We start from the raw sequence: 25,879 nt of genomic DNA, 5'->3' as shown, positions 1-25,879 counted from the left end.
CTGTCGGATCAGGTCAGAACCGTTTGTGTACTCTTGCTTCTCAAGTTTTCCGAGCAAGAAATCAATCACTCGTTTTTGCACCGGGTCTCCCGGAGCAAAACTTGCTATCGTTCTTACGACTGTGACAGCCGGGAATTCCGGCCCGCAGGCGGACGATCTGAAACTTAACGTCCGGGTGAATGAGCTGAGTCTGCGTTCCTTTTACGAGAACTCCCTTCTGGTAGAGATAATACTCGTAAACGCGAAACTCCGAAATTGCAAATTCGCCTGCCGGAGTAACGACGGACTCAGGGAGGAGGCGTCGATTGGTGACTACCTCAACGTTGCTAACGTAGCCGTTTTCACCCGGCCCGGCGATACGAATCCTGTCTCGTTCACCAGAAGTAAGATCGACAACGTAACCCTCCTGAACATTGCCATCCTTATCAACAATGAGGTTAAAAGATAGTTCAAGAAGGACGCTCGCGCTCCGCGATGCATTCACGTGACGTTGCGAAATCTCATAGTAAGGGCCCTTCTGTGAAAGAATCTCATAGCGGATAACGGAGCCGTCAAGGGCCTGATGTTCAGCAAAATCGCCTACTTTCGGATTTTTGTGAATGCCGATCCAGTTCGGGAATGTACCGTTCTGTGATAGATTCTGGCGGATCATGCTTTTCAGCAAAGAGTTGCTGATACAACCGGTCGTTGCGACAAGAAGCAACGATAGAATACTGGCTCGTATGGTGTGATGAATAAAGGCTCGCATTCTATCTTGACCTCCGTATTACATTGCAGAAATTGAAAGACGATGCTACCGGAGCGAATGTGTCAATCTGAAATCTGTGTACGTAGGGGAAAAGCTCAACATGCTATCTCAGCAAAAGCATCTGTATTGATTTCTTGCGACGGCTCTGATTCTCTGCTCGCCATCAGCAGCATTCTTTTTCCGACAGATCGCCGGTGCCAGCCCTCCGCTTTTCTGCTTTTCTTTATGGCGGCCGGGTAAATACAGAGCCATGGGCATGTCAGATATGATGAAAAACCTCGGCAATCTGAAGCAGCAGATGGGCCAGCTGAAAGAGACCGTCGAGAAGATTACGGCTGAGGCCGATGCCGGCGGCGGCATGGTGAAGGCCGTGGCGAATGGCGAAGGTCGCCTGATCTCGCTGAAGCTTGATCCGAAGCTGATGAATGAAAAGGATCGCGAGATGGCCGAGGATCTGATCGTTACGGCCATCAATAAGGCCGCCGATAAGGCTCGCAAACAGGCCGAGAAAGAGATGAAAAGTCTGATGGGCATTCCCGGCATGGATAAGCTTTTTCGCTGAGTATGTCTTTTCCCGAACTCGAACATTTCGTTCGTGTACTCAGTTCGCTGCCGGGCATCGGTTCACGAAGCGCCCGGCGCATCGCATTCTACCTCTTAAAGAGTGACCTGCGCGAAACCGAAGATCTGGCCGAGACGATGCTTGATCTGCGTCGTCGTGTGCGGTTCTGCTCGTTATGCGGAGGCCTTTCAACGGGCGACCTGTGCACGATCTGTTCTGATCCGACACGCGATCGCTCGCAGCTCTGCATTGTCGAAGAGCCGTCCGATATCTTTGCCATCGAAGGAACGGGGGAGTATAAAGGACTCTACCATGTCTTGATGGGCGCTCTATCGCCGCTTGACGGCATCGGCCCCGAAGAGCTGCGCATCAAAGAGCTGGCGCACCGACTCGATACCGAGCGCTTCTCTGAGTGGTTCGTGGCCACAAATCCGACGCTGGAAGGCGATGCCACGGCCTCCTATCTATCAGATAGATTCAAGCGCGATACGATTCGTTTTACCCGCATCTCGCATGGTATACCGACGGGCACGGGCATTGAGTTCGCCGATAAATCGACGCTGGCTCGCAGCATCAGAGAAAGGAAGACCCTGAGCTGACGCCCGGGGTCTTTTCGTTTTCAGACTCAAATGCATCCTGAGTTTCAGGATCGGTGGCTTTTTGTATCGAGTTATTTTGAAGGCGGAAGCAGCACTCCGTCAATGATGTGGATCACGCCATTCGAGGCCTTCACCGACGCCACGATGTTCGCTCCGTTAACCGTCGCCTTTCCGTCTTTCAGACGAATGGTCACGTCCTTGCCGTTTGCCTGGTTCAGTACCATGCCATCGGTGAAATAATCGGCCTGCACACCGCCGACATACACATGATACTCAAGGATGTCTTTCAGCTCGGCCTTCTTCTTCAAGAGACCTTCGACCGTTCCTGGAGGAAGTTTCTCGAAAGCTGCATCCGTCGGAGCAAAGACCGTGAACGGTCCAGGATTGGCGAGCGAGTCGGCAAGGCCTGCCGCCTTCACGGCCGTAACGAGAGTTGTGTGGTCTTTTGAACCGACTGCGATCTGCAAAACGTTCGGTTGTGAATTCTTATCCTGAACCGACGCCATGCCGCCGCTCGGTGCCGTTGCGTCAGACGATGAGTCGCTGCACGCTACCGTACCGCCGAGCAACCCGGTCGTGATTACGGCCAGCAGAGCCGCCCGTCCTGTGATCTTTCCGATTCTGTCAAACTGCCTGTTCATAATCCCTCCTGCTCCGTTGTCAGAGCAATGTTTTCTTTTTCAGACCCGATCTCAAAACCCTCCTGTGGCTTCTGAGACTCAAGATGACCTGCATCCCGGTCTGCGCAATCCCACCTGCGAGCAAGATTGCTATTTAGTACTTTCGAATATTCAATACACTCTTTTCCGTTCCTGTCGATTCTTTTTCGATTCGCTGACTTCGATTTTTTGCAACTCGGCCGTCAGGGTCGGTTCTTCTCAAATGTTACCGGGCCAGAAAGGCCTCAAAAAGTGATAAGGAGGAGCGATATGTCTCTTCGTGAAGTGAACTGGAGCACGGCTCTCTATATTGTAATCAGCCCCTTTGCCGCCATAGCTGCGTTTGTGTATCTGTATATGACGTCGGGTTTTACCTATCAGACGCTGCTTCTGGCATTCTTTATGTGGTGGGCGACCGGCCTCAGCATCACGGCAGGCTATCATCGCCTGTTCTCTCATCGTAGCTATGAGGCTTCAAAGGCCGTGAAGTGGTTCTTTACGTTCTTCGGAGCGGCCGCCCTTGAGATGAGCGTCATCGAATGGGCCTATGATCATCGCAATCATCATTGCTACGAAGATAAGGATCGTGATCCGTATAACATCCGTCGCGGATTCTTCTTCGCTCATATGGGATGGCTTTTCAGAAAGCGCGGTACGGGCGATCGTGAGCTCGTCGACCTGAACGGTGTGAAAGATCTCTGGGCCGATCCGTTCATTCGCTTTCAACATAAATACTATATGCCTTTCGCTCTTTTTGTAAGCTTCGTATTCCCCGGTCTTGTGGCGCTGCTCTGGAGCGATTTCTGGGGAGGCGTTCTTGTCGCCGGTCTGATCCGCAACGTGCTTGTATTGCAGGGAACGTTCTGCATCAACTCCGTCTGCCATACGATCGGCAAGCAGCCGTATTCCGACGCCCATACGTCGCGGGATCATTGGTTATCCGCTCTGCTGACTTTTGGAGAAGGATATCACAATTTTCATCATGAGTTTCCGGGGGATTACCGTAACGGCATCCGCGCCTTTCATTTTGATCCGACAAAATGGCTGATCTGGAGCCTTGCAAAACTCGGCCAGGCCGGCGAATTGAAGCGCGTGCCCGATGAAAAGATCCTCGAAGCGAAGGTGCGCATGACCGAGAAGCGACTTGCAGAGAAGGGAACGAATCTGTCGGAGCAGGCGCTGATCGCAGCGCGTGCGAACTTTCAATCGGTCGTTACGCGGATGAAGGTGCTGCGCGCCTCTTATGAGGCCGCTCGCAAAAAGCAAGAAGAAGAAGGCAGCACGATCCAGGAACAGATCGAGCAAACCCGTGAAGAGCTGCTCGACGCCTACCGGTATCATAAATCGGTCAGCAAGACGGCGATCGTCTAACGATCGAGAGACGCTGAAGCGTTACTGCTTCAGCATCTCTTTCAGCCCTTCCAGCGTCAGTCCATAGATAGGATGCGGCGCCATTCCCCAGATCTTCCGGTAAGCATGCAGGAAGCTGCGATGATGGATCTCATGCTCGGGGGCGAGCATGAGCCAGCGCGAAAGCATGATGCGGTCGCCTGTCGGGCCTACAATCTCGGCGGATAACTCCACCTCACCGAGTCCGCTCCAGTAATCTTCGTTTTGCTTGCGGATCTGCGCTGCAAATTCAAGAGCCGCTACAAGCGTAGATTGCTGTTCGGGCGTCGGCTGCGGAAGGGGGCCTGCCTTTCCCGTTTTCAGGGCCGATCCCCAGAGCGCCTGCTCCGTCTGTGCTATGTGTATCATGATGTCGATGGGACTCATGCCTTCGCCAAGCCGCCACTGCTCTTTATCGGCCGGAATCTGCGCCAGTACTTCAAGTGTGCGTTTGCGAACGCCTTTCATATATCCGGTGAATTTTTTACCGTCTCGAATCTCCATGTGAATCCCTTCCTGAACAGGTTAACGCCGGCGTGCACCTTTCTACGCATCGGCCCCGGCTCTTATGTTTTTCTATAATAAGCGATAAGATCGGTGCTGACGGTCGGACCGCCCAGCCGGCTGAGTATGGTTGCGATCTGTCCGCGATGATACATTCCATGCAGAGCGACATGCATGAGCATCTCGCGTAGCGTGCTTTGAAAGGGGGCGCCGCCGAGAGATTTATAGTCTATAAGCCTATCAAGCGCTGGCGCGTTAGAGCCTCTCTCCCCTCCTTCGCTTACAGCTGCGAAGAGTCGGTCATACCGCCCATCGATCTCAACCCATCGTGCCTTCAGGGCAGAGCGATCCGGCACGTCTTCTTCAGAGAGCATGCCGGTCGCTGAACGTGACGGGGCGTCGAATCCGATGCGGTCGATCCATACCAGCTCGGCGCTCATGATATGCACGAACTTTGCCCGGATGGTTCCCAGATCAGCGACCGGCCTTGTGAAAGGATCATCCCTGTCGACCGCCGGAATCGCCTCAAGCAGACGATTGCGAGCCCAGCGCCCGAATTGATGGAGCTCGATGATTTGCTGCGCGCTCATAGTGATGCTCTACCGGCCTGCGTGGAACTGGCAAGCACTTCGCTTTTCTTTCGCGGTGATGTGGGCAGCATGCCCGATACAGCGGTCGAAAGGCGGCGTACCCCATCGACGATGACGTCGGGCGCGCTGTTTGTGAAGTTCAGCCGCATCGTCTCTGTATCGGGGTTATGTGCGTAGAAGCTTGTTCCCGGAACATAGGCCACACCGGCTTCAAGCACATCGCGAAAGATTCCGGCCGTGTCGATGCCGGGCAGTCTGACCCAGTGGAACATGCCACCCTGCGGATCTGTGAACTCGGCCTGCGGCAGGAATGTGCGCAGTGCGTCGCTCATAGCATCGCGTCTTTCCCTGTAACACCGGCGCAGCTCGGCCAGTCGATTGTTCAAAGATCGGCTGGATAGATAGTTATACAAGACGATCTGATTGAAGGAGCTTGTGTGAAGATCGGTGGCCTGTTTGGCGACAAGTAGCTTATCGATGAGACGTCTGTCGGCGCGAATCCAGCCGAGGCGCATACCGGGAGCGACAATTTTAGAGAACGAGCCGAGGCTGATCGAAGGACCGTCGTAAAGAGCGGCCAGAGCGGGCAGCGCCTCTCTATCGTTGTAGTATAACTCCCGATACGGTTCATCTTCTACAAGAAGCGTTTGCTCGCGACGAAGAATCTCAACTATTGCCCTTCGTTTTGGCATGGAGTAATAGACTCCCGATGGGTTCTGGAATTCGGGCACGCAGTAAAAGAGTCGTGCCCCTTTCACACCTCTCTCCAGAGACGTGAGCTCCGGCCCGTCGGGCTGAAGCGTCGTTTCGCGAATCTCAGGTGCTGACAGAGCAAAGGCCTGAAGCGCCCCCAGATAGGCCGGACGCTCAAAAAGTACGGGCGTTCCCGGGTCGATGAAGGCCTTGGCGATCAGATCAAGGGCCTGTTGCGAGCCCGCTGTGATGATGATCTCATCGACACGGGTATGCATGCCGCGTCTTTCGTAGTCGTCGACGATCCACTGTCGCAATGCAGTATAGCCTTCCGTCGTCGAATATTGAAGGGCCCGACTGCCTTCCTCGCTCAGAGCCGTCTGTGCGGCCTGAGCGATCTCTTCGACGGGAAAGAGAGACGGTTCGGGTAACCCTCCGGCAAAGGAGATGATGTCGCTGTTCTGCGTGACCGTGAGCATCTCTCGTATGAAAGATCGCGGCGTGTTCAGAATGCGCTGTGAAAATAGATGCTGAAACGAATCGTGCGTGAAGTCAGACATGGATAGAACCCTCAAGAAAAAGATGACACCGCCCTCCTATCATGACGCGATCGCCGGCTTCTTCGACGGTAAAGCTGCCGACTCGATCTGAGATCTGTGATGCCTTCATGGATCGGCGACCGAGCCGCCTGCTCCAGTAGGGAATCAGAGTACACTGCGCCGATCCCGTCGCCGGATCTTCGTCCACGCCTGCCCCGGGAGCGAAGTAACGACAAAGATAATCGTTTTGCTGATCGCCGGGCGCTGTGGCGATGATGCCGAAGGCGTCTAACTTTTTTAAATGAGCGAAGTCGGGCTGCAATCGGCGCAGCTCGTCGCCGCTATTATAGACGGCCATGTAGTTGTTGGCTTTAAGCAGCTCGACCGGTCTCTGGCCGAGAGCGGTCGCAAGCTGCTCGATTTCGTTATCGTCTGTAACGGGCCTGGCCGGCCGGGCCGGAAAATCGAGCACAAGCAGATCGTCCTTTCTAATTACGGGAAGGGGGCCGCCCTTTGATTGAAAGAGCAGCTCCTGTTCGGTTGAGCCGAGCAGATCCCAGAGTACGTATGCCGAGGCAAGCGTTGCATGACCGCAGAGATCGACCTCGACGGTGGGCGTGAACCAGCGGATGCGATACCCGTCGCCTTCACGCACAAAAAAGGCCGTTTCTGCGAGGTTATTCTCGGCGGCAATGCGCTGCATCACATCGTCGGCCGGCCATACGTCTAAAGGCACGACGGCGGCCGGATTGCCGGCAAAACGCTTTGCGGCGAAGGCATCGATCTGATAGATAGGCAGCTTGCTCGGTGACATGCGCAAAAACTAACATGGATGGCCGGAGGGCGGTAGATACAGTTTTGCAGATTGATACCGGTACAGTTCAGAATATACCGTAACAGTTGCTTTTTCATGGACTTGCGAGAAAACGACACGATGAGATCGGAGCTTCTCTACCGCAGCATCGCCGACCGGCTCAAGCTGCAGATCGATCAGGGCGTTTTACGCCCCGGAGATCGCATGCCCTCTCTGCGCTCGCTGCAGCATAGAGAGCAGTGCAGCCTGAGCACGGTGCTTGAGGCCTATCACCTTCTCGAACAGGACGGCTGGATCGAGGCGCGACCGCAGTCGGGACATTTTGTTCTGGCAAGGTCCAGTCCGACGGTGCGGCTTGTGAGCGAGGTGTCGATCGACGGACGCATCTCTCAGATACTGAAGGATCTTGGCGATCCGCGCATGATCAGCTTCGGAGCGGCCGTACCCTCCGACAGCTTTCTGCCTCTTGCGCAGATCTCGCGTTCTCTTGCACGGCAGAATCGGGCGGAGGATTCTCACCGGTACGAAGATCCGCGGGGCAATCCCGCTCTGCGGCGCTTCCTGGCCGTGCTGCACTCAAGTCGCAAGCGCGTCTACGACGAAGACGACGTCGTCATCACAAACGGATGCAGCGAGGCGCTCTTTGTATCGCTGATGACGCTTGCGCAGAGGAACTCCGACACGGTGCTTGTGGAGAGCCCGGCCTACTTTGGCATCTATCAGATCATCGAGCTGTTTGGCCTGCGCGCCATCGAGATCCATTCGTCGCCTTCGACCGGCGTTTCGCCCGAGGACTTTGCCCGTGCCGTGCAGATGCATCGGCCAAGGGCGGCTATCCTGATTCCGAACTTCAGCAATCCGACGGGAGCGCTTATGCCTGCTAACGCGAAGCGTGATATTGCCGCCATCGCTCGCGCCGAGGGCGTTGCCATCATTGAAGACGATATCTACGGCGACATCTTCTATGAGGGAGATGAGCGTCCGCCGGCTCTGCTTGCCGGCGGAGATGCCTCGGGTGTGCTCTGCGGCTCCGTATCAAAGATCATCTCGCCGGGTCTGCGCATCGGCTGGGCGATCTCGAAGGAATTCGGAGGCCGTATCGGAGCGACAAAACGCATCCTGAACCTGAGCACCAATCGTCTTGCCCAGGCGGCCACGCTCGACTTTATGCGGCGTCGCAGCTATGAGATCCACTTAAAGAGGCTACGCACCACGCTTGCCGGACTTTCGGCCCGTTACAGACAGGAGCTTGTGAAGGCCTTCCCGCATGCAGAGATCTCACGCCCTGGCGGCGGTTATGCGATCTGGGTGAAGACGGAGAGCGATACGCAACAGCTCTCGGCCCTGTCGCGGGAGCATTCGATCAGCATCGCCCCGGGTTTTCTTTTTGACGCGTCGGGCGAGCACCGGCGATGCTTCCGGATGAACTGCGGCCTTGAATGGACGCCGCGCACACGAACGGCAGTGGAAACGCTTGGACGACTTTACAGAGAAATGGACCCCTGATTTATGAGGAAAATGTCCGGCCGCCGTGGTAATGTTCTCGAAGCGGCCCGGAATTCTGCCGAAACTGAAAACCGTGAGCCGCAAATCGACATCGCCTAAAAAGGGCAGAGGTAGACGTGCTATGAACGAATTGCGGTTCATCGATCTTTTCGCGGGTATTGGCGGCATCCGACTTGGCTTTGAGAAGCAGGGCATGCGCTGCGTCTTTTCGTCGGAGTGGGATGTGCATTCGCAGCGCACCTATGAGGCGAATTTTGGCGAGCGTCCGGCCGGTGATATTCATAAGATCGCTTCAGATGAGATTCCCGATTTTGACATCCTCTGCGCCGGTTTTCCCTGTCAGCCGTTCAGCATCGCCGGCGTCTCGAAGAAAAACGCCCTCGGGCGTAAACACGGCTTCGAAGATGAAACGCAGGGTACTCTGTTCTTTGAGATCGCTCGTATCTTAAGAGATCGCAAGCCGTCGGCCTTCTTGCTCGAAAACGTGAAGAACCTGCGTTCGCATGATGGCGGGCGCACGCTTGCCGTCATCGTTCGCACGCTTGAAGAGCTCGGGTATCATCTTGAATACAGGGTGATCAGCGCCGCCCCCGTTCTTCCACAGAAGCGCGAGCGCATCTACCTTGTCGGATTCCGTAACGCATCGGCGGCCGCCCAGTTCAGCTTTCCCGAGCCTAACGAGCTTCCTCTGCCTGCACGGCTGAAAGAGCGGGCGCGCGATCTCGGATCAAGACCTGTTCTTCCTCTCTATCCGGGTATCGGCTGGATTCTCGACGATAAAGTCGAAGAAAAATATACGTTAACCGATCGCCTGTGGGATTATCTGCAACGGTATAAAGAGAAGCATGCGGCGAAAGGCAACGGCTTCGGATTCGGATTAACAGGGCCCGACGAGCAGGCTCGCACGCTGTCCGCTCGCTATTATAAAGACGGATCTGAGATCCTGATACCGCAGCGCAAATCGAAGGGCAATCCGCATGCGAATCCGCGCCGGCTCACTCCGCGGGAATGCGCTCGCCTGATGGGATTCCCCGACGATTTCAAGATCACCGTTTCAGATACGCAGGCCTATCGACAGTTCGGGAATTCCGTCGCCGTGCCCGTTGTGACGGCCATTGCGGCGCGCATCGGCCGGGCTCTGCTGGCATCGAGGCCGAACAGACGAACGGGATGAGGCGCTCGTTGCATTCAGGCGAGAACGAGGGCGGCAGTCGGGGGCGGCACAGCAGTCCGATTCTGTCGGCCGCCGATAAACACAGGCTTGCCATTCTTCGCAGGGCCCTTCTGCAATTTTTCGAAGAGCATCATCGTAGTTATCCGTGGCGCCGAACAAAGAACTGGTTCCATCTGCTCATGGCCGAGATGATGCTGCGGCGTACGCGCGCCGATCAGGTTCTGCCCGTCTATAAAGAATTCACCGACCGCTACCGAACCGCCGCCGATGCCCTTGCCGATGGCGCAACGGTTCGCGAGATGCTGCGTCCGCTGGGCCTTGGCTGGAGGAACGAGGCTATCTTTGATACGCTTGCTTATCTTCGAGACAATATGGCGGTCAGGCGGTTGCCTCCCGAAGCAGATATGATCGCTATCCCTGGAGTGGGCGAATACTCGAACGGAATGCTACGAAGCATCCTTTTTGCCGATAGAGTTGCGGCGATTGATACGAACGTCGTGCGCATTCTGTGCCGTTTCGATGGCTTGCCCGAAAAAGGAGAGATGCGCCGCAGTCCATTGATAAAGGAGCGGGCGGCCTATCTTGTTGATACGGAGCATCCGGCGCAGGTGAACCTGTCGCTGATCGATTTTGGCGCCCTTGTCTGCACCGCACGTAGTCCGGATTGCGAGCACTGTCCGGTAAGACGCCCGTGTCGTTATTCGTAGTAGACGTTACCAAGAACGATACTGAGCTCTTCATCCTCTTGCAGAGGAAACTTCCCGAATCCGTTCCACTGTAGATACTGTTGCGAACTGATCTCTTCTTCTGGCGTCGCAGCGCCCGTGAGCAGGTGATTCAGCGAAGCAATCGATGCCTGGCCTCGGTCGGTCATTGAATAGCCGCCGATGGCGACCGAAACCGAGAAAAGAACCGCTGCTGCGATTCCGAGTCGACGGCGCTTTTCAGATTGCAGGCGATTCGTGACCGACCGATGCATGCGCTTTTCCCAGAGCGAGTCGTTCAATCTGCGTTCAATCTCTTCTTCAAACCTCTGTCTATCGTTCATCTGCTCCTCCTGTCTGATCCGAACCATCCCGAGACGTTCTCTCTGAGTTTTTTGCGGGCTCTGTATAACCTCGATTTTACGGTTCCGGCCGGGATCTGCATACGCTCGGCGATCTCTGCCGTTGAATATCCTCCGGCCGTCATGGCGACGACGGGAGCAAGCTCTTCATCAAGCAATGATAGCGCCGCCGAAAGCGTTTCTTTAGTGTCGCGTTCTCTCTGCGATCTATCGTCGGCAAGAGAATCCAGTTGATCTGACCCGACGTTTTCTCTTCCCATCTTGCCGTTCATGCGGAAGGATTCGTTTCGTGCGATGACGTAGGCGAGCGATTGCAGCGATTCGGGCGTATGCTCGCCTTGCTGCCTGTCAAGATGACGAAACAGTCGCAGGTAGGTTTCCTGAGCCACGTCGTCGATCCATTCATGCAATTGCGGCGATAGATGATGGCGAATCGCCCCGAGCACCGCACGTTTGGTGCCCGAGACGATGGCCTGAAAGTCCGGTTCGGCTCTCATCAGAATTGATCCTTATTTCGATCAATCTCGATCAGGCCTCTCCCGTCGATCTTCGCGAGCCTCTTTGAACTTCTTGCGATGCTTTTCCATGATCTGCTTCCATTTCGTTCTCTGCTCTGCCGTAAGCACTGCCATCGTTTCCTGGCGTTGATCGAACTCTACGAGACGGGCTTCGATACGCAGATCTGAAAGCTTGCGAAGCAGCGATTCAAACTGAGCCCGATTCGGAGAATCCGACATCATCGTCTGCATGAGCTGCTTGTGTAGAGGATCGATTTTTTCACGCAGCGTCTGCTGCTTTGCCCGATATTTTTCGTGGATGGTCTTGATCTTTGTCGACTGTTCTTCGGTCAGATCGAGATCCTTCTGCATCTTTTTGAGCATGCGCTCCGCCATTTCGGGACGCGGGCCGTCCATGTCTTCGGGAGGTTGGGCATGAAGAGCCGGAAGGGCAAGCGCAAAAAGCAGCGCGGCGAGCATCGTTTTTTTCAGCATTGTAGTCTCCTTGTCCTCGATTACAGACTCTAAAGCGCCTGCGTCGAAGTGCTTGTATTCTGGATACCCGGTGAAGCGGAGAAAGGTTCACGCGATGAAAAAATTAGCGCCTCTGCTTTTTGACGAGCTCTGCCAGGGTTTCGGCCGAAACGGCAGGGCTGCACAGGTAGCCCTGAAAGAAATCGCAGTTATGCTCTTCGAGGAATTTCCGTTGATCTTCCGTTTCGACACCTTCGGCCAGTACTTTGAGTTCAAGGCCTCTGGCCATGGCGACGATGGTTGTTGCAATCTTCTCGGAGTCAAGGTCGTGCGGAATGTCTCTGATAAAGGACCGGTCGATCTTGAGCTTGTGAAGAGGGAAGCGCTTGAGATGCGCGAGAGAGGAATAGCCGGTTCCGAAGTCGTCGATGGCAAGGCGAATTCCAAGATCACGCAGAGCAAGCAGGGTCTGTAGCGATTGGTCGGGATCGTGCATCAGAGCAGACTCTGTGATTTCCAGTTCGAGGTATTCGGGGCGCAGCCCGGTCTCTGCGAGCGATTTTTTGACTGATGCTACGACATCTTGAAGCAAGAACTGTCGCGGTGAAATATTCACGGCTATAGTGCGCAAGGGAAGACCCTCGTCAAGCAGGCGCTTCATAGAGCGACAGGCTTCAAGCAGGGCAAAGTCTCCGATGCGCGTGATCATTCCGCTTTCTTCGGCTACCGGGATGAATTCATCGGGACGTATGACGCCGCGCAGAGGGTTCTTCCAGCGCATGAGGGCCTCGGCCCCGAAGATGGCGTTCGAATGAACGGATACAAGCGGCTGATACTCAAGGTAGAGCTCTCCGTTTGCAAGAGCCTCTCGCAATAGCGTCTCGATTTCAAGACGATCAAGCGCCTTGCGAGTCATATCTTCGGTGTAAAGGCGATAGGTGTTACGTCCCTGATCTTTTGCACGGTAAAGAGCGGCTTCGGCGTTTCGCATTAACTCGTCGGCGTTGGCCGCCGCATCCGGATAAGAGCAAATGCCGATGCTCACGCCGATATAAAGCAGGCCCTGGTCGAAGGCGAAAGGAGTCTGCATGAGATCGATAATCGAAAAGGCTCTGTGTTCGGCCGTCATCGGATCGTTATCCGATTCGATGAGAATACCGAATTCGTCGCCGCCCGGCCTTGCCAGAACTTCGTCGGCTGCTATGGATTGTTGAAGGCGTTCGGCGGCGCTCTGAAGCAGAAGATCACCGCTCCGATGCCCCAGACTTTCGTTGATCATCTTGAAGCGGTCAAGATCCAGCAGAAGAAGAGTTAGCTGTCGTCCGCGTTCGCGTACGCTCTTCATTCGTTTCTCAATCTGCTCGATAAGAGACCACCGATTGGGAAGCCCGGTAAGCGGATCATAATGGGCCAGAAAGTCGAGACGTTCTTCGCTTTCTTTTCGTTCTGTGATATCGCGAGCGATACCTTCGAGGGCGATGAGATTTCCTGATTCATCGTAGACGGGAACGTTCTCCTGCTCCGTCCACAGCGTGCTTCCGTCTTTTCTGATCCATCGCATCACGACCGGTTTGCTGAAGAAGACCTCGTCGAGCACGATCTTGACCCGATCTTCCGGGTGTATAATTTTATAGCCGAGGTCCGGGTCTGCGTAGTGCTCTTCGGGGGTATAGCCGGTCAATCGAGTGGAAGAAGGCGAAACGTAGGTGAAGGCGCGACTTGGTAGCAATTCAATCCGATAAACGATATCTCGCGCGTTTTCGGCAAGCAGGCGGAACCTTTTCTCGCTGGCGGCGAGGGCAGATCGTTCTCGTTGCAGTCGATGGAGGCCGGTGACGTTTTCGAGCGTTGGCGGTAATTCAAAAAGATAACCAGGATGCTTGACGACGTAATCGGCGATACCCAGCCGCATTGCTTCGGCGACAATCTCTTCGTTGCCGTGACCGGTGACGAATACGATGGGAAGGTCGAAGCCCGGCCGTCTCTGCAGTTCCTGGGTCAGAATCAGAGCGTTTTCATCGGGCAGCATAAAATCGAAAAGCAGAACATCATAGGAGTTAGAGGAATCAAGCGCCTTCAGTACATCCCTGCCTTCGCGAACGACGTCGATCGTAATATAAGGGGCATGCTGTTTCAGATGTTCTCTCGTCAGATCGATATCGTAAAGGTTAGGCTCGGCGTAGAGAACATGAAGGGGGCGATTGATACGGTCCTTGCTTCTCCTGAAGCGTTTTAGAGCGTTCGACATCGATTGCGGTAGAAGGGCGAGAGATTCGGCGTTCTTAATGAGATAGTCGTCAGCTCCGGAACGGATCGCCGATATGGCCGCCCTCTGATCTCCGGCGCCCGTCATGAGAATAAACGGCAGGGGCAGACCCCTCTGCCGGATGTCTACAAGCAGATCAAGCCCCACTCCATCGGGCAGGTGAAGGTCGCAGAGGATGATGTCGGGTAGCGAACTGAGTTGTTCGCGCGCTTCAAGCAGGGACGAAGCGTATACGGTTTCAAAACCGACGAGGCTGTTCTGAATCAGCTCTGCGTCGAAGGGGTCGTCTTCGACGAATAATACTTTTAATGGCTTCTTTGCCTCACTCATGTTCATGTCGCCTTTGTATGAAGACGGAGCGTGAAGGTCGCTCCTTCACCGGGCTTGCCCTCAGCAGAGACCGTCCCTTCCATTCGGGTCATCGCCTTTCGAACGATGGCCAGGCCGATGCCCGTTCCAGGAAATTCCGACTCTGAATGCAGACGCTGGAAGATCTGGAATATCTGTTCGTTGAATTTGGGATCGAAGCCGATGCCGTTGTCAGAGAACTGTATAATACAGCGATCCCCTTCTGTATGCGAACGGATGGCGAATCCCGGGATTCGATCTTTTGTGAATTTTAAAGAATTTTCGAACAGGTTTCGCAGAACGAGGAGCAATCCGTCGGGATCGGCATAAACCTGCTCGCACTTTAAGTCAACGTCGATGCGCACGTTAGATTGCTCGATCTGTTCTTGCTTTTCTTCGAGCAGCTGGTCGATCGTGCGGCGCAGATCAATCGGGCGAAGGTTGAGTTCACGTCGTTCGATGCGAGAGTAAGAAAGCAGATCTTCGATAAGGCGGTTCATCTGCGCTGCCGCCTCGCGCATGCGTGTTACGAAATGCCGCGCCCCTTCGGGCAGGGAGTCGCCGTACTGACTTTGCAATAAAAATCCAAAGCCGTCAATGCCGCGCAGCGGAGCCTTCAAATCGTGTGATACCGTATAAGAGAAGGACTCGAGTTCCTGATTTACCTGTTCGAGTCGACGGGTGCGTTCAGCAACGCGTTTCTCGAGATCGGTGTTTAACTTCTGAAGCTCGGCCATCTGCTGTTTTACGAGAAAGTAGAGCAGCAGCGCGGTGATGGCGATAAAGAGCCATCCTTTCACCGTTTGCAGTTTGATCAGGATCTCTGCGTTTTCTGTGAGCAGCTGGAGGGCACGGTCTGACAGTAGAATCCATAGAGCACCGAAAATAGCGTACAATCCGACGATTCGAGAGGGAGCGCGCATGGCCCGTCTATTTGTTCAGAAAAACTGAATCCGGGCAAGCCTTTTTATCAAAAAACGACCTTTCAGGGCCTATTTCTTCGCTACAAGAGTCTTGATGCGCTCGAGATCGGCAGTCTGCAGTTCTTTCAACAACGTGCGATACTCTTCATCGATAACCATGCGGTCAAAAAACAGGGCCGCATCAATGAGAGCCTCAAGCGCCTCATCGGAGTCTCCGCGAGAGTGAAACTCGCAGTGTTCGATCGTATAAAGATCGACTTTTGTTTTTTCTGCAATAGATTCTGCTAACAGATACTGCATTGCGATATCGAATATGTCGCCGATGCTGTTGCCGATACGAAAGGTTCGGAAGGCAAAGTGGGGGGTGGTTACCGTCGCCGCTGTCAAACGTTCTGCAGTGATCTCAGGGACGTTTCGCCTCTGAATGGCCTGTTCCAGTCTTTCCGTCTTTTCCATAGTTTTCTTCCGTCTCGCTGAATAAGAATGATCGGCGTTGGATACTCCTGAATTATTTCGGGGCCTTCTCTTCCAGCCCGACAATGCCCACGATCTCGATAGGCTTCTCCTTGCCTTTGACCTTGATCGGCTCAAGTTCGCGAAGGCGAAAGGGCGTTTTCGTAAGCCCGAGCATGTGTTTCGTTGTGACGATCTGGAGCGCTTCGGCGGCCGAGCAGAGGCGGGCCGAGAGATTGACCACGTCGCCGATGGCCGTGAAGTCCATACGGTCGTGTGATCCCATGTTGCCCACGACGACTTCGCCGCAGTGGCAGCCGATGCCCACGTTAAGCGCCGTTTCTTTGCGCGCCACACGCTCATCGTTATATCTCTTTAACTCGTCGATGACGGCGACCGCTGCCTGAAGGCATCGATCTTCTTTATCGTCGCCAGTGAATACGGCCATGATTTCATCGCCGACGTATTTATCGATGTCGCCGCCGAAGCGTTTGATGATCTGCGTTTGAAGGTCCAGGTATTCATTGAGTACGGTCACGACGTTTTCCGGAGTCGTTTTTTCAGACCATGCAGTGAAGCCGCGCACATCAGAGAAAAAGAACGCCGAATCCTGCCGTGATCCGCCCAGCTTCATCTCGCTTTCTCCACGACTGGCCTTGATCATCTTTACGGTCGAGCCTGAAACGAACTTCGACATATGCAGCTTTTCTTTCAGCTCGTCAACCATATGGTTAAACTGATCGGCCAGGATTCCCAGCTCGTCATGCGAACGTATATCAAGCCTGACGTTCAGATCTCCTTCTCCGACTCGACGAGAGGCGTCGGCTACCTGAAGAATCGGACGGGCGACTGAGCCCGAGATGAAATAAACGGCGGCAAAGCTCACGGCGAGCGTTATCAGAGCGACCAGGAAGGCAATAAGGCGAGCACGACGGATCGGCCCGCTGATGGCCTCTTCGTCATACACGATGCGAGTATAGCCTATGACTCTCTCTTGAAATCGAATGGGCGTCATGAACTCATAAGCGTCGCCGTCCTCGGTTTCAAGACTCTCGCGCTTAACGCCGCTCTGAACCGATTGTGCGCGGCCGATGACGTCGCTCTCGACTGATTTTCCCCGACGATCGTTCTGCGAATGAACAAAGTAGCGACCCTTGAAAATAACGGAGATCTCTTTCAAGCCTTCTACGTTTTCGTTTTTGATGGTACGGATGATGTCTTCGAGAAGCAGCGACTGGTCGGTGAGAAGGGCCTCGCCGGCCGCTGACGAGATGCTCAGGGCCGAAACCTCGCAGACATCGAAGGCCTTCTGTCGAATGGAGGCTTCCTGTAGTGGGAATACGACGGCGCTAAGCACAAGGGCGGTGCCGGCAACAAGGCCCGCAATGATCAGCATCAGTCTCAATCTGATGCCGCCCTTTCTCAGAAGCTCTTGAAAAAAAGATGAGACTTTCATCGTTTTTTAAGTTGAAAGCCTGCCTGCCCCCGTCAATTTAAAAATTGTGAAAACAAGGCAATTCCTACTCAGTTTATCCGTCGCAGCACTTTTGCTTGCTCTTTTCCAGCCCGTGAGCTGCGCTATGATTTATCGCAGCTATCGCGATAAATTGCAAAAAGATTACAGAATGGCATCTGAGCTGTATCGCAAGAATCGTCTCCTGGAATCTCTCGAATACTATGAAGCGGTGGCCGATGTTGACCCCGATTACGGCGGAGCCGGCGCTCGTGTGGAAGACCTGAAACATCGCCTGAACTATATGCGCGAAAGCTACTACAATACGGCCCTCAATCAGCAGCGAGCCGGCCAGGCGCTGAACGCTCTCATGTCCTACAGACGGTGCGTGAATCTCAGTCCGAACGGCGCGCATAGGGACGCGAAAAGCAAGATCAGCGAGCTGCTCGACCATCCTCAGGTTAAAGCGGCATTAAAAGGCTATCTCGACCGGGCCGCCGCCTATCGCAAAGCAGGTAACTATCAACAGGCGAGGGGCCAGTATGAGGCCGCTCTGCTTATCGATCCGGGGCTCAGCGAGGCCAAATCGGGGCTTTCGGATGTCGACGATCATTTGCTTGCCAGCGCCCGTCCGCGTTATGAAGAAGGGCAGAGGCTGTTTCAGGCGGGTAACTATGCTGCAGCCGTTCAGAAATACCAGCAAGCGATCACTATTTTTCCGGACTATACAGAAGCATCCGACGCTCTTGATCGTGCCCGCGCTCTTGCACGCAACGACCAGAACTATCAGCTCGCTCTCGCGGCGGCAAATTCAGGTAACCCGCCTGGATGTCTTTCTTATGTTTCGCGGATCAGCGGCTATCATCCTCAGGCCGGTGCGCTGAAGAATCGCTGCACGGAAGATCTTAAAAGCAATGTGGATCGATATTTTCAGCAGGCCGTTTCGCTCTATCAACAACAGAAGCTTGAAGAGAGTCGCGCTCTTTTTCGCTGGATCCTGGTCGTGCGACCCGACCACGAAGAGGCGGCAAAATACGTAGAGCTTGTAGAAAAGAAGATCGAAACTCTGCGTCAGATCGAAGAGTGATCACAGTCCGACGATCTGCCTCTGTCATTCCCGCACAATGACCGATGTGCGCCCTCTTTGTTAAGGGGCGCACTATTCGATACGGCATCCCGCCGTGATGCGTCTCAGATCGTGAATGCCGTTTCGGTCTCGTCGGCGGTAATCATGCCGGCAGCTACCGTGGCGTTATCCTGCGCCACAAGTATAAAGCTGCCCGTCTTTCGATTAATCGCATAGGGGTCTGTGAAGATCGGTTCTGAGAGGCGGATCTTTACCCGACCGATATCGTTCAGCTCGAATTGGTCCGTCTTCTCACGGTTCAGGGTCTGGATGTTGACGCGATACTCGATTGATTGAACGATGGCCCGTACCTCTCTCGATGTATGCCTTAGAGTTAGCTTCTGTCCCGGTAAAAGAGTATCCGTGCTCATCCAGCAGATGTCGGCTTCGATTTCCTTTCCCTGTGTGGGGGCCGAGTCCGGATGCACAAGCATGTCGCCGCGGCTGATGTCGATATCGTCTTCAAGCAGGATTGTGACCGCATGACCTGCCGGAGCCTGCTGCACTTCGCGGTCATGCTTGAGAATGCGGGCGATGCGACTGCGGCGATTCGAAGGCAGCGCTACGATTTCGTCTCCTTTTGTAAAGAAGCCCGAGGCGACGGTGCCTGCGTAACCGCGAAAGTCGTGATGTTCTTCGGACTGCGGGCGGATCACCCACTGAACGGGAAAGCGAGGCAGCGTGTAGTTGCGGTCTCCGCGCACATCGACGTTTTCGAGTACCTGCATCAGCGTAAACCCTGAGTACCAGGGGGTTCGCTCCGATCTTTCGACGACGTTATCGCCATCGACAGCCGCCAGCGGTATGCAGATAATCTCACGAAAGTTCATGTTGTCGGTGAAGCGGCGGTATTCCTGTTCGATTTCGTGAAAACGTTCTTCTGAGAAATCGATCAGATCCATCTTATTGACGGCGAGGATGATGTGGTGAATGCCGAGAAGGTTCGCTATATACGTATGCCGTCTCGTCTGTTCGACGACGCCGGTGCGCGCATCGACAAGAATAATGGCGAGATCGGCGTTGGACGCTCCTGTAACCATGTTTCTTGTATACTGAATATGCCCCGGAGCGTCGGCGATGATGAACTTGCGCCGATCAGTCGTAAAGTAACGATAGGCGACGTCGATGGTAATACCCTGCTCGCGTTCTGCGCGAAGGCCGTCGGTTAACAGGGCCAGGTTCACCCTCTCTGATCCGGTTTTGCGGCTGGAGGTTTCGATGGCCTCGATGAGGTCGCGGGCAAGCGCCTTTGAATCGTAAAGCAGTCTACCGATGAGGGTGCTTTTTCCGTCGTCGACGCTGCCTGCTGTGATGAATCTTAGAATTTCCATGTTAAAAATAGCCTCCTTTTTTGCGGTCTTCCATGGCCGTTTCGGATCGTCGGTCGTCGAGTCGGGCTCCGCGTTCCGTCAGGTTAGCCGACTTGATCTCGTCGATGATCTGATCGATGGTGATGGCGTCGGATTCTACGGCTGCCGTGCACGTCATATCGCCGACGGTGCGAAAGCGGACCTGCACCTCTTCGACGACCTCGTCATCAAGCTCTACAAAAGGAGAGACGGGAAAGAGCAGCCCCAGCCTGCGAACGCACTGACGGCGATGCGTGAAGTAGATCGACGGCAGATCGAGATTTTCCCGACGGATGTAATTCCATACGTCAAGCTCCGTCCAGTTGCTGATCGGGAAGACGCGAACATTCTCGCCGGGTTGAATCCGACCGTTATACAGATTCCACAGCTCCGGACGCTGTAATCGAGGGTCCCACTCGCCGAAGTCGTTGCGAACAGAGAATACTCGCTCTTTAGCCCGGGCTTTTTCTTCGTCACGTCTTGCGCCGCCGATGCAGGCATCGAATCGAAACTCTTCGATGGTATCGAGCAGCGTCACCGTCTGTAAAGAGTTACGGCTCGCCCATTTACCCTTCTCTTCTTTTGCGCGACCCTTGTTGATGGAGTCCTGCACGGAGCGCACGATCAGCTTCTCGCCAAGGCGGCGCACAAGGCTGTCGCGAAACTCGATCGTTTCGGGGAAGTTATGTTCGGTGTCGACATGAACGAGAGGGAAGGGGAATTTCGCCGGGCGAAAGGCCTTCTCGGCCAGCCTCACAAGCGTGATTGAATCCTTTCCTCCTGAAAACAGCAGAGCCGGGCGCTCGAATTGAGCCGCCGTTTCTCGCAGAATATAAATCGCCTCGTCTTCGAGCTCGTCGAGATGCGATCGGGTAACGGTTGCTTCTAACATGATGCTTGCTCCTGATTCTGTAGCGATGGTTTCTTGATGTGACGAATTCATTCCGCCCTGACCGGAGCTTTGAGCAGCGGAGAAAGCAGCTCCTGCAGCGCCTGCGTGCCTTTGCGATGTGCGAAGTCGCCGAAGGCCTCATCGGCATGAATGCGCTCCTGCTTCCATGCTGAGAAGAGCATGCGACCGGCCTCTTCAAGATGTTCGGCCTTCAGAGAATCGGTGATCTCTGAAGCAAGGCGCGTGCCTTCGATACTGCCACCCAGATAGAGGGCATACATACCGAGGGAGCGACCGACGAGACCGATCTCGGCGCTATAAGGCCTTGCGCATCCGTTGGGGCACCCTGTCATGCGAATCGACGGAGCTGGAAGCCCCAGTTCGTCTAACGGTTTTTGCAATGTGTCGAGTACCGACGGAAGAAAGCGCTCGGCCTCGGTAATGGCCAGACCGCAAGTCGGCAGCGCCGGACATGCAAGCGCTCTGTGATACAGCGATCCTTTCGGCGAAAGCGAGATGCCCTGGCCTTCGAAATGAGCTTCGATGGCCTCTTGATGTTCTTTTGAAATGCCTGTTAGAATCAGATCCTGATCGGCCGTTATCTGAATGTCGGGACGGTACTGCGCAACAACCTCGCGTATGGCACTGCGAATGGGTTTTCCATCGAAGTCTTTGATGCGACCGGCAAGGATGTGCAAGCCGAGAGAGAGGGTGCCGTCGAGAGCCTCCTGCCAGCCAAGGTATTCGGGGTTCTTCCATACCGGCTCTTCGCGGAGCTCGAATGTATAACCCGAACGTCGTTCGACCTCCGAGCGAAACCAATCCACGCCCTGCTCTTCGATGAGGTATTTCAGGCGGGCATGCTTGCGATCTTTGCGATCTCCGAAATCTCGCTGCGTCGTAATGATGGCCTCAGAGACGGCGATAAGCGCCTTCTCGGGAACCCAGCCGAGCGGGCTTGCAAGACGCGGATACGTATCGGCGTTGCGGTGCGTCTTACCCAGTCCGCCGCCGGCGTAAAAGTAATAACCGTCGATCGTTCCGTTTTTAAGAGTCGCCGCTATGCCCATGTCGTTTGTGAACAGATCAAGCGTATTATTTCCGGCGATGGTAACTCCGATCTTGAATTTGCGCGGAAGATACTGCGCCCCGTAGATCGGTTCCAGCTTCTCTTCGAATTCAACAGGCTCCCCGTCCAGCCATACCTCGGCATAGGCGCCCGATTGCGGCTCGAAATGCGACGAGATACGGTCGGCGATCGCATCGATCAGCGCCAGCTCGGGATCTTTCGTCGGATTCAACGCCTGGGTAACGTTCCGCACGACGTCTCCACATGCGGCGATCGTCGAAAGCACCACGTCACGGATTCCCTTGAGCAGCTCTTTCGAGTCGCTTTTAAGCACGCCATGGTACTGGATGCTCTGTCGCGTCGTCAGGCGAAGCGAACCCTGGCCATACAATCCTGCTAACTCGTCGAGCTTCAAGTATTGCTCAGCCGTCAGACGTCCGCCAGGAATACGGCCGCGGATCATCAGGCTGTGGCTCTTCTGCATCTTGCCGTCGGCGCCGCGCTTGCGGTCGTCGCGGTTATCCTGCTGGTACATTCCGTGAAACTTCAGAAGCTGCGTCATCGGTTCGCTGAACGCCGATGTCGGCTCGGCAAGCTCTGCCGAGAGGCTTCCGCGCAGTCCTCTTGAGTCACGTTTCAGTTGCTCGACCTTGGAGAGGTCGTCGATCTTCACATCGGGATGTGACAGGCTATGGGGAAGTACAGGATTGTTCATAGATGCCTCTTCTCAATTCACGGGAGTTGTTATGCAGTTTGATTTTTCAGATCGTTTTAGTATGATTTAAGGTCCGAAAAAACCCGGCCGAAGCCGGATTCCGATAAGGAGATCAGAGCCCGTAATAGGCCTTATTTTTTTCGATATAAGAAACCATGTCGGAAGGAACCTCGTCCTCCGGAAAGATGGCCTGCACCGGACAGGCAGGCTCGCAGGCCCCGCAATCGATGCATTCCTCTGGGTTGATGTAAAGCTGCTTGCCAGCAAGGTTCGCAGGGTCGTATCCCTTCGACGGCCACTCTTCTTTAGTAGGGTGAATACAATCGACGGGGCAAACATCGACACAGGCCGTGTCGCATACGCCTTCACAGGCTTTAGTTATAATAAAAGGCATGGAATCCTCCTGATGGGCCAACCTTTTCCGGCCGTTCTCAATTTCCAGCGGAAATCAAATCCGAGCAAAATTGATTTCTGATCAAATTACTAAGAATTGTTCTCCTGTCATTCTTTTTTCCTTGCCCTCCTATCCGCCGTATCTTTTTTATTCATACCGGAATGATATGGAATCTGCCATGGACCTGAATAATGTGATTCTCTTAAACAGAGAGGCGACGGAGCAAGCAAGCGATGCCCGTGCCGTGCTCGCCCGAGCCTATGATTTACTCGGGGATGAGCTGGTCCTTGCAAGTAGCTTCAGCGTCGAGGACATGGCGCTCATCCACATTGCCTGCTCCATCGTCGAACGCCCCCGGGTCTTCACGCTCGATACAGGGAGGCTTCATGAAGAGACCTACCGTATAATGGAAGAAGCTCGTAAAAAGTATCCGATTCGCCTTGAGGTGCATACGCCCGATCGAGCTGAGCTCGAGTCCCTGCTTCGAGAGAAGGGTCTTTATTCTTTCTATGAAAGCATTGAAAATCGCAAAGAGTGTTGCCGCATCCGAAAGGTCGTGCCCTTGCAGCGCGCCCTTTCCTCTTGCAGGGGGTGGGCGACCGGGCTGCGATCGGCACAGTCGAATACGCGCCTTCGCCTGGCTCCCTTTGAGCTGGATACGGCGCACGGCGATCGACTGAAGATCAATCCGCTGCACGCCTGGTCCGATGACGAGCTCTGGTCGTTTATTCGTGAAAATGGCATCCCCTACAACAGCCTGCACGATGCCGGATTCCCGAGCATCGGCTGCGCTCCTTGCACGCGTGCCGTTCAGCCTGGCGAAGACATCCGTGCCGGACGCTGGTGGTGGGAGCTGCCCGAACATAAGGAGTGTGGATTACATCAATGAACGCTCTTGCCACAAATCGACAGGGAGATTCCGCTGGAGCGGAAAACGGGGAGGCAAAAAACTGGCCTATGTCTTCCCCGAAGCAAACGGAAGCAGGGCGCGCGGAGGGATTCCTCCCCATCTTTCTCGATGTTCGAGACAGACTCTGCCTCGTTGTCGGCGGAGGGCCGATGGCTCTTCAAAAAATCAGAGATCTGCTCGATTGCAAGGCGCGCGTGCATCTCGTCGCTCCGGCGGCGGCCCGCTGCATCGAAGATATCGAGTCGCATCCCGGTTTTCGGTGGTCGAAACGTCTTCCCTGCGAGAAGGATGTGAGCGAGAGTTATCTCGTTTTCGCGTCTGACGAGCCGGTGGAGGGCGAGCAGCCCGTGCACTACCGACATCTTGAAGAGCTGCGTGAGATGGCCGATCGTCATGGTCGATTGTATAACGCACTCGATCATAGAGAGCTCTGTCATTTCACGAATCCTTCGGTAGCCCGGAACGCTCCGCTTGTCGTCGCCATATCAACAGGCGGAAGCTCTCCCGTGCTTGGCCAGTTTCTGAGAGATCGGATTCGTTCAGAAATCCTCACCGATACGCATGCATCCTTTGCCCGTTTCCTGGGGCAGTATCGCAAGCGTATTCGTTCGCTGATTCCCGATTATGGAAAGCGAAGGGAGTTCTATCAGAGTCTGATCGATACGGGATTCATCGCCTTTCTTCGTGACACGAACGAAGAAGAGGCGTTATCCGAACTCATCAGAAGAGTGGCCGAGTACAGAAAGGAGAAGGGCTATGAAGAAGAGGCCGTCAGGTAAAGAGGGATTCGTTCAGATTGCCGGCGCCGGTCCGGGCGACCCCGATCTGTTAACCGTCCGCACGTTGCGCGCTCTGGAGAGCGCCGAAGTCGTACTCTTTGATCGACTTGTTCATCCCGATATACTGAAAATCGCCTCATCGGCGACGCTGATCCCCGTCGGCAAGAAGCGCGGACAGAATCAGGAGCTGCGCCAGGATCGTATCCATCGCCTGCTTGTTCGCTATGCACAGGCAGGCTTCAGGGTGCTGCGACTCAAAGGCGGCGATCCCTTCGTTTTCGGTCGCGGCGGAGAAGAGGCGCTCGCTTTAAAAGAGGCCGGCATTCGATATGAGATACTTCCCGGTGTCAGCTCTTTTTATTCCGTGCCCGAGCTGTCGTGGATACCGTTAACCTACAGAGGGGTGTCGGCTTCGTTCGGCGTTTTCACGGGGCATGAGGCGGAGCGTTCAAGCGGCTTCTCCTGGAGCTGTGCCGCCTCAATGCAGACGGCCGTTTTTCTCATGTGTAAAGAGAATCTGGCCCGCATCGCAGATCGCCTGATTTCACACGGGCGCGCTCCGTCAACGCCGGCAGCCGTGATTTCAAAGGGCTCCACGGCCGAAGAGCGAATCGTCGTCAGCACGCTTGCTGAGATTCACGGCGACGCTGCATCGCTGCCATCGCCGGCCATGCTTGTCGTTGGCGAGGTTGTCGCCCTGCGAAGCGTGCTTCATCCCGGGCTGACAGACGGACATCTCGCTGACAGAGTGACAGCCTGACGCAGTGCAGGCGGGCCTGAATCCTCCGTCGGCCGTTGCCTGGCCTGGCACAGCCTTTGCTATACCTCCTCTGTAGGGCATTCTCTGTGTGGGCTGTGGAAGCAGCCTTATAATACCGGGAAGGCCACAGACTATGCTGCCGGGTGCAGCCATTCTCAGGAGGCTACTATGTGGAATACACTCTTTCGTGACACCTTACTTGACGGTCTTACGGACTTCTATTCATCGAGGGCGGATCTGATCCGTCATAGTTATCCAGGCGTTCGCTTTCATGAAAAAGAAGAAGGCCTGACCATGCGAGCCGAAGTTCCGGGCGTGCATCCCGAGAATATCGACGTGCAGGTAAAAGAGGACGTTCTCACGCTCACCATCGAGAAGAAGTCAGAGGTAGAAGGCGAAGAGAAAACGAAGGCCCTGCGTCATGAACGCCGTCAGGGCAAGTTCACCCGTTCGTTCCAGCTGCCGTTCCGCGTCGATGCCGATCGCGTTCAGGCCGAATGCCGGCTGGGCGTACTCACCGTCGAGCTGCCGAAGGCCGAGGTCGAGAAGCCGAAAAAGATCGCCGTATCGTGAGGCGATTCCCCGGCCTTCGGGCCGGGGCCGCCATTGGCGGTAAACATTTTCTTGA

At 54.8% G+C, this 25,879-nt stretch carries 28 protein-coding genes; 11 read left to right on the top strand and 17 right to left on the bottom strand.

Annotated elements, in window-relative coordinates:
• Window positions 1-61: 61 nt before the first annotated feature.
• A complete protein-coding gene (locus LEPIL_RS14000) occupies window positions 62-748 on the bottom strand; it encodes a hypothetical protein (protein WP_002773350.1) in 687 nt (228 codons plus the stop codon).
• A gap of 256 nt (window positions 749-1,004) precedes the next feature.
• Between LEPIL_RS14000 and LEPIL_RS13995 the strand changes: the two genes are divergently transcribed.
• Together LEPIL_RS13995 and recR are read left to right on the top strand one after the other, a co-directional pair.
• Window positions 1,005-1,310 carry a YbaB/EbfC family nucleoid-associated protein gene (locus LEPIL_RS13995; RefSeq protein WP_002773349.1) on the top strand — a complete coding sequence of 102 codons (306 nt, stop codon included), beginning with the start codon at window positions 1,005-1,007 and terminating at the stop codon, window positions 1,308-1,310.
• A 2-nt stretch (window positions 1,311-1,312) separates the two neighbouring features.
• Entirely contained in the window at window positions 1,313-1,909 is a 597-nt protein-coding gene (gene recR / locus LEPIL_RS13990) for a recombination mediator RecR (RefSeq protein WP_002773348.1), read from the top strand.
• Between the two features lie 71 nt (window positions 1,910-1,980).
• Here the strand turns inward: recR and LEPIL_RS13985 are convergent, their stop codons facing one another.
• Window positions 1,981-2,550, bottom strand: coding sequence for a fasciclin domain-containing protein (locus LEPIL_RS13985; protein WP_002773347.1), 570 nt, complete (start codon window positions 2,548-2,550; stop codon window positions 1,981-1,983).
• Between the two features lie 288 nt (window positions 2,551-2,838).
• On the opposite strand from LEPIL_RS13985, the gene LEPIL_RS13980 reads away from it, so the two are divergent.
• A complete protein-coding gene (locus LEPIL_RS13980; protein ID WP_002773346.1) occupies window positions 2,839-3,939 on the top strand; it encodes an acyl-CoA desaturase in 1,101 nt (366 codons plus the stop codon).
• 21 nt (window positions 3,940-3,960) lie between these two features.
• Here the strand turns inward: LEPIL_RS13980 and LEPIL_RS13975 are convergent, their stop codons facing one another.
• The 4 genes from LEPIL_RS13975 to LEPIL_RS13960 all read right to left on the bottom strand — a co-directional run bounded on the left by LEPIL_RS13975 (window position 3,961) and on the right by LEPIL_RS13960 (window position 7,097).
• Entirely contained in the window at window positions 3,961-4,461 is a 501-nt protein-coding gene (locus tag LEPIL_RS13975) for a DinB family protein (RefSeq protein WP_002773345.1), read from the bottom strand.
• 62 nt (window positions 4,462-4,523) lie between these two features.
• On the bottom strand, window positions 4,524-5,051 hold the full coding sequence (locus LEPIL_RS22260; protein WP_002773344.1) for a DinB family protein: 528 nt from the start codon (window positions 5,049-5,051) through the stop codon (window positions 4,524-4,526).
• Window positions 5,048-6,304 carry an aminotransferase-like domain-containing protein gene (locus LEPIL_RS13965; RefSeq protein ID WP_002773343.1) on the bottom strand — a complete coding sequence of 419 codons (1,257 nt, stop codon included), beginning with the start codon at window positions 6,302-6,304 and terminating at the stop codon, window positions 5,048-5,050. Before LEPIL_RS13965 ends, LEPIL_RS22260 begins: the two co-directional genes overlap by 4 nt.
• A complete protein-coding gene (locus LEPIL_RS13960) occupies window positions 6,297-7,097 on the bottom strand; it encodes a PhzF family phenazine biosynthesis protein (protein ID WP_002773342.1) in 801 nt (266 codons plus the stop codon). The genes LEPIL_RS13965 and LEPIL_RS13960 overlap by 8 nt, the downstream gene beginning before the upstream one ends.
• 120 nt (window positions 7,098-7,217) lie before the next feature.
• Here LEPIL_RS13960 and LEPIL_RS13955 point away from each other — a divergent pair, with 120 nt between their 5' ends.
• From LEPIL_RS13955 to LEPIL_RS13945, 3 genes are all read left to right on the top strand, one after another.
• Complete coding sequence (locus LEPIL_RS13955; RefSeq protein WP_169314822.1) at window positions 7,218-8,603, top strand: aminotransferase-like domain-containing protein; 1,386 nt, start codon at window positions 7,218-7,220, stop codon at window positions 8,601-8,603.
• Window positions 8,604-8,724: 121 nt separating this feature from the next.
• Window positions 8,725-9,777, top strand: coding sequence for a DNA (cytosine-5-)-methyltransferase (gene dcm / locus LEPIL_RS13950; protein ID WP_245826846.1), 1,053 nt, complete (start codon window positions 8,725-8,727; stop codon window positions 9,775-9,777).
• Entirely contained in the window at window positions 9,774-10,484 is a 711-nt protein-coding gene (locus LEPIL_RS13945; protein ID WP_002773337.1) for an HhH-GPD family protein, read from the top strand. The genes dcm and LEPIL_RS13945 overlap by 4 nt, the downstream gene beginning before the upstream one ends.
• On the opposite strand, the gene LEPIL_RS13940 is transcribed toward LEPIL_RS13945, so the two are convergent.
• The 7 genes from LEPIL_RS13940 to LEPIL_RS22250 form a co-directional block, all read right to left on the bottom strand.
• Entirely contained in the window at window positions 10,475-10,825 is a 351-nt protein-coding gene (locus LEPIL_RS13940) for a hypothetical protein (protein WP_002773335.1), read from the bottom strand. The two genes, LEPIL_RS13945 and LEPIL_RS13940, sit on opposite strands and share 10 nt — an antisense overlap.
• A complete protein-coding gene (locus LEPIL_RS13935) occupies window positions 10,822-11,340 on the bottom strand; it encodes an RNA polymerase sigma factor (RefSeq protein ID WP_002773334.1) in 519 nt (172 codons plus the stop codon). The genes LEPIL_RS13940 and LEPIL_RS13935 overlap by 4 nt, the downstream gene beginning before the upstream one ends.
• A gap of 21 nt (window positions 11,341-11,361) precedes the next feature.
• Entirely contained in the window at window positions 11,362-11,835 is a 474-nt protein-coding gene (locus LEPIL_RS13930; protein WP_002773332.1) for a Spy/CpxP family protein refolding chaperone, read from the bottom strand.
• Window positions 11,836-11,938: 103 nt separating this feature from the next.
• The gene (locus tag LEPIL_RS22255; RefSeq protein ID WP_169314821.1) at window positions 11,939-14,410 is read right to left on the bottom strand and encodes a two-component system response regulator; all 2,472 of its coding nucleotides are present in this window, start codon (window positions 14,408-14,410) and stop codon (window positions 11,939-11,941) included.
• Between the two features lie 2 nt (window positions 14,411-14,412).
• Window positions 14,413-15,351, bottom strand: coding sequence for a sensor histidine kinase (locus LEPIL_RS13920; protein WP_002773328.1), 939 nt, complete (start codon window positions 15,349-15,351; stop codon window positions 14,413-14,415).
• 69 nt (window positions 15,352-15,420) lie between these two features.
• Window positions 15,421-15,807, bottom strand: coding sequence for a hypothetical protein (locus LEPIL_RS13915; RefSeq protein WP_002773325.1), 387 nt, complete (start codon window positions 15,805-15,807; stop codon window positions 15,421-15,423).
• Window positions 15,808-15,859: 52 nt separating this feature from the next.
• The gene (locus LEPIL_RS22250) at window positions 15,860-17,260 is read right to left on the bottom strand and encodes an adenylate/guanylate cyclase domain-containing protein (RefSeq protein WP_002773323.1); all 1,401 of its coding nucleotides are present in this window, start codon (window positions 17,258-17,260) and stop codon (window positions 15,860-15,862) included.
• Between the two features lie 46 nt (window positions 17,261-17,306).
• Here LEPIL_RS22250 and LEPIL_RS13905 point away from each other — a divergent pair, with 46 nt between their 5' ends.
• Complete coding sequence (locus LEPIL_RS13905; RefSeq protein ID WP_143464691.1) at window positions 17,307-18,344, top strand: tetratricopeptide repeat protein; 1,038 nt, start codon at window positions 17,307-17,309, stop codon at window positions 18,342-18,344.
• A gap of 104 nt (window positions 18,345-18,448) precedes the next feature.
• On the opposite strand, the gene cysN is transcribed toward LEPIL_RS13905, so the two are convergent.
• The 4 genes from cysN to LEPIL_RS13885 all read right to left on the bottom strand — a co-directional run bounded on the left by cysN (window position 18,449) and on the right by LEPIL_RS13885 (window position 22,802).
• The gene (gene cysN / locus LEPIL_RS13900; RefSeq protein WP_002773320.1) at window positions 18,449-19,714 is read right to left on the bottom strand and encodes a sulfate adenylyltransferase subunit CysN; all 1,266 of its coding nucleotides are present in this window, start codon (window positions 19,712-19,714) and stop codon (window positions 18,449-18,451) included.
• 1 nt (window position 19,715) lies between these two features.
• Window positions 19,716-20,675 carry a sulfate adenylyltransferase subunit CysD gene (gene cysD, locus LEPIL_RS13895; RefSeq protein ID WP_078123377.1) on the bottom strand — a complete coding sequence of 320 codons (960 nt, stop codon included), beginning with the start codon at window positions 20,673-20,675 and terminating at the stop codon, window positions 19,716-19,718.
• Window positions 20,672-22,408: an NADPH-dependent assimilatory sulfite reductase hemoprotein subunit gene (locus LEPIL_RS13890; RefSeq protein ID WP_002773316.1), complete on the bottom strand. Its 1,737-nt coding sequence runs from the start codon at window positions 22,406-22,408 to the stop codon at window positions 20,672-20,674. Before LEPIL_RS13890 ends, cysD begins: the two co-directional genes overlap by 4 nt.
• A 112-nt stretch (window positions 22,409-22,520) precedes the next feature.
• Complete coding sequence (locus tag LEPIL_RS13885) at window positions 22,521-22,802, bottom strand: 4Fe-4S dicluster domain-containing protein (protein WP_002773315.1); 282 nt, start codon at window positions 22,800-22,802, stop codon at window positions 22,521-22,523.
• A 178-nt stretch (window positions 22,803-22,980) separates the two neighbouring features.
• Here LEPIL_RS13885 and LEPIL_RS13880 point away from each other — a divergent pair, with 178 nt between their 5' ends.
• From LEPIL_RS13880 to LEPIL_RS13865, 4 genes are all read left to right on the top strand, one after another.
• Complete coding sequence (locus LEPIL_RS13880; protein WP_143464692.1) at window positions 22,981-23,691, top strand: phosphoadenylyl-sulfate reductase; 711 nt, start codon at window positions 22,981-22,983, stop codon at window positions 23,689-23,691.
• A complete protein-coding gene (locus LEPIL_RS13875) occupies window positions 23,688-24,491 on the top strand; it encodes a precorrin-2 dehydrogenase/sirohydrochlorin ferrochelatase family protein (protein WP_002773313.1) in 804 nt (267 codons plus the stop codon). The genes LEPIL_RS13880 and LEPIL_RS13875 overlap by 4 nt, the downstream gene beginning before the upstream one ends.
• A complete protein-coding gene (gene cobA / locus LEPIL_RS13870) occupies window positions 24,469-25,251 on the top strand; it encodes a uroporphyrinogen-III C-methyltransferase (RefSeq protein ID WP_002773312.1) in 783 nt (260 codons plus the stop codon). Before LEPIL_RS13875 ends, cobA begins: the two co-directional genes overlap by 23 nt.
• A 168-nt stretch (window positions 25,252-25,419) precedes the next feature.
• The gene (locus LEPIL_RS13865; RefSeq protein ID WP_002773311.1) at window positions 25,420-25,824 is read left to right on the top strand and encodes an Hsp20/alpha crystallin family protein; all 405 of its coding nucleotides are present in this window, start codon (window positions 25,420-25,422) and stop codon (window positions 25,822-25,824) included.
• The last annotated feature ends 55 nt before the right edge of the window (window positions 25,825-25,879 follow it).

It is taken from the genome of Leptonema illini DSM 21528 (assembly GCF_000243335.1).
GTDB lineage: Bacteria > Spirochaetota > Leptospiria > Leptospirales > Leptonemataceae > Leptonema > Leptonema illini.
The sequence above is the reverse complement of the archived record's forward strand: the minus strand, read 5'-3'. Positions and strand labels throughout refer to the sequence as shown.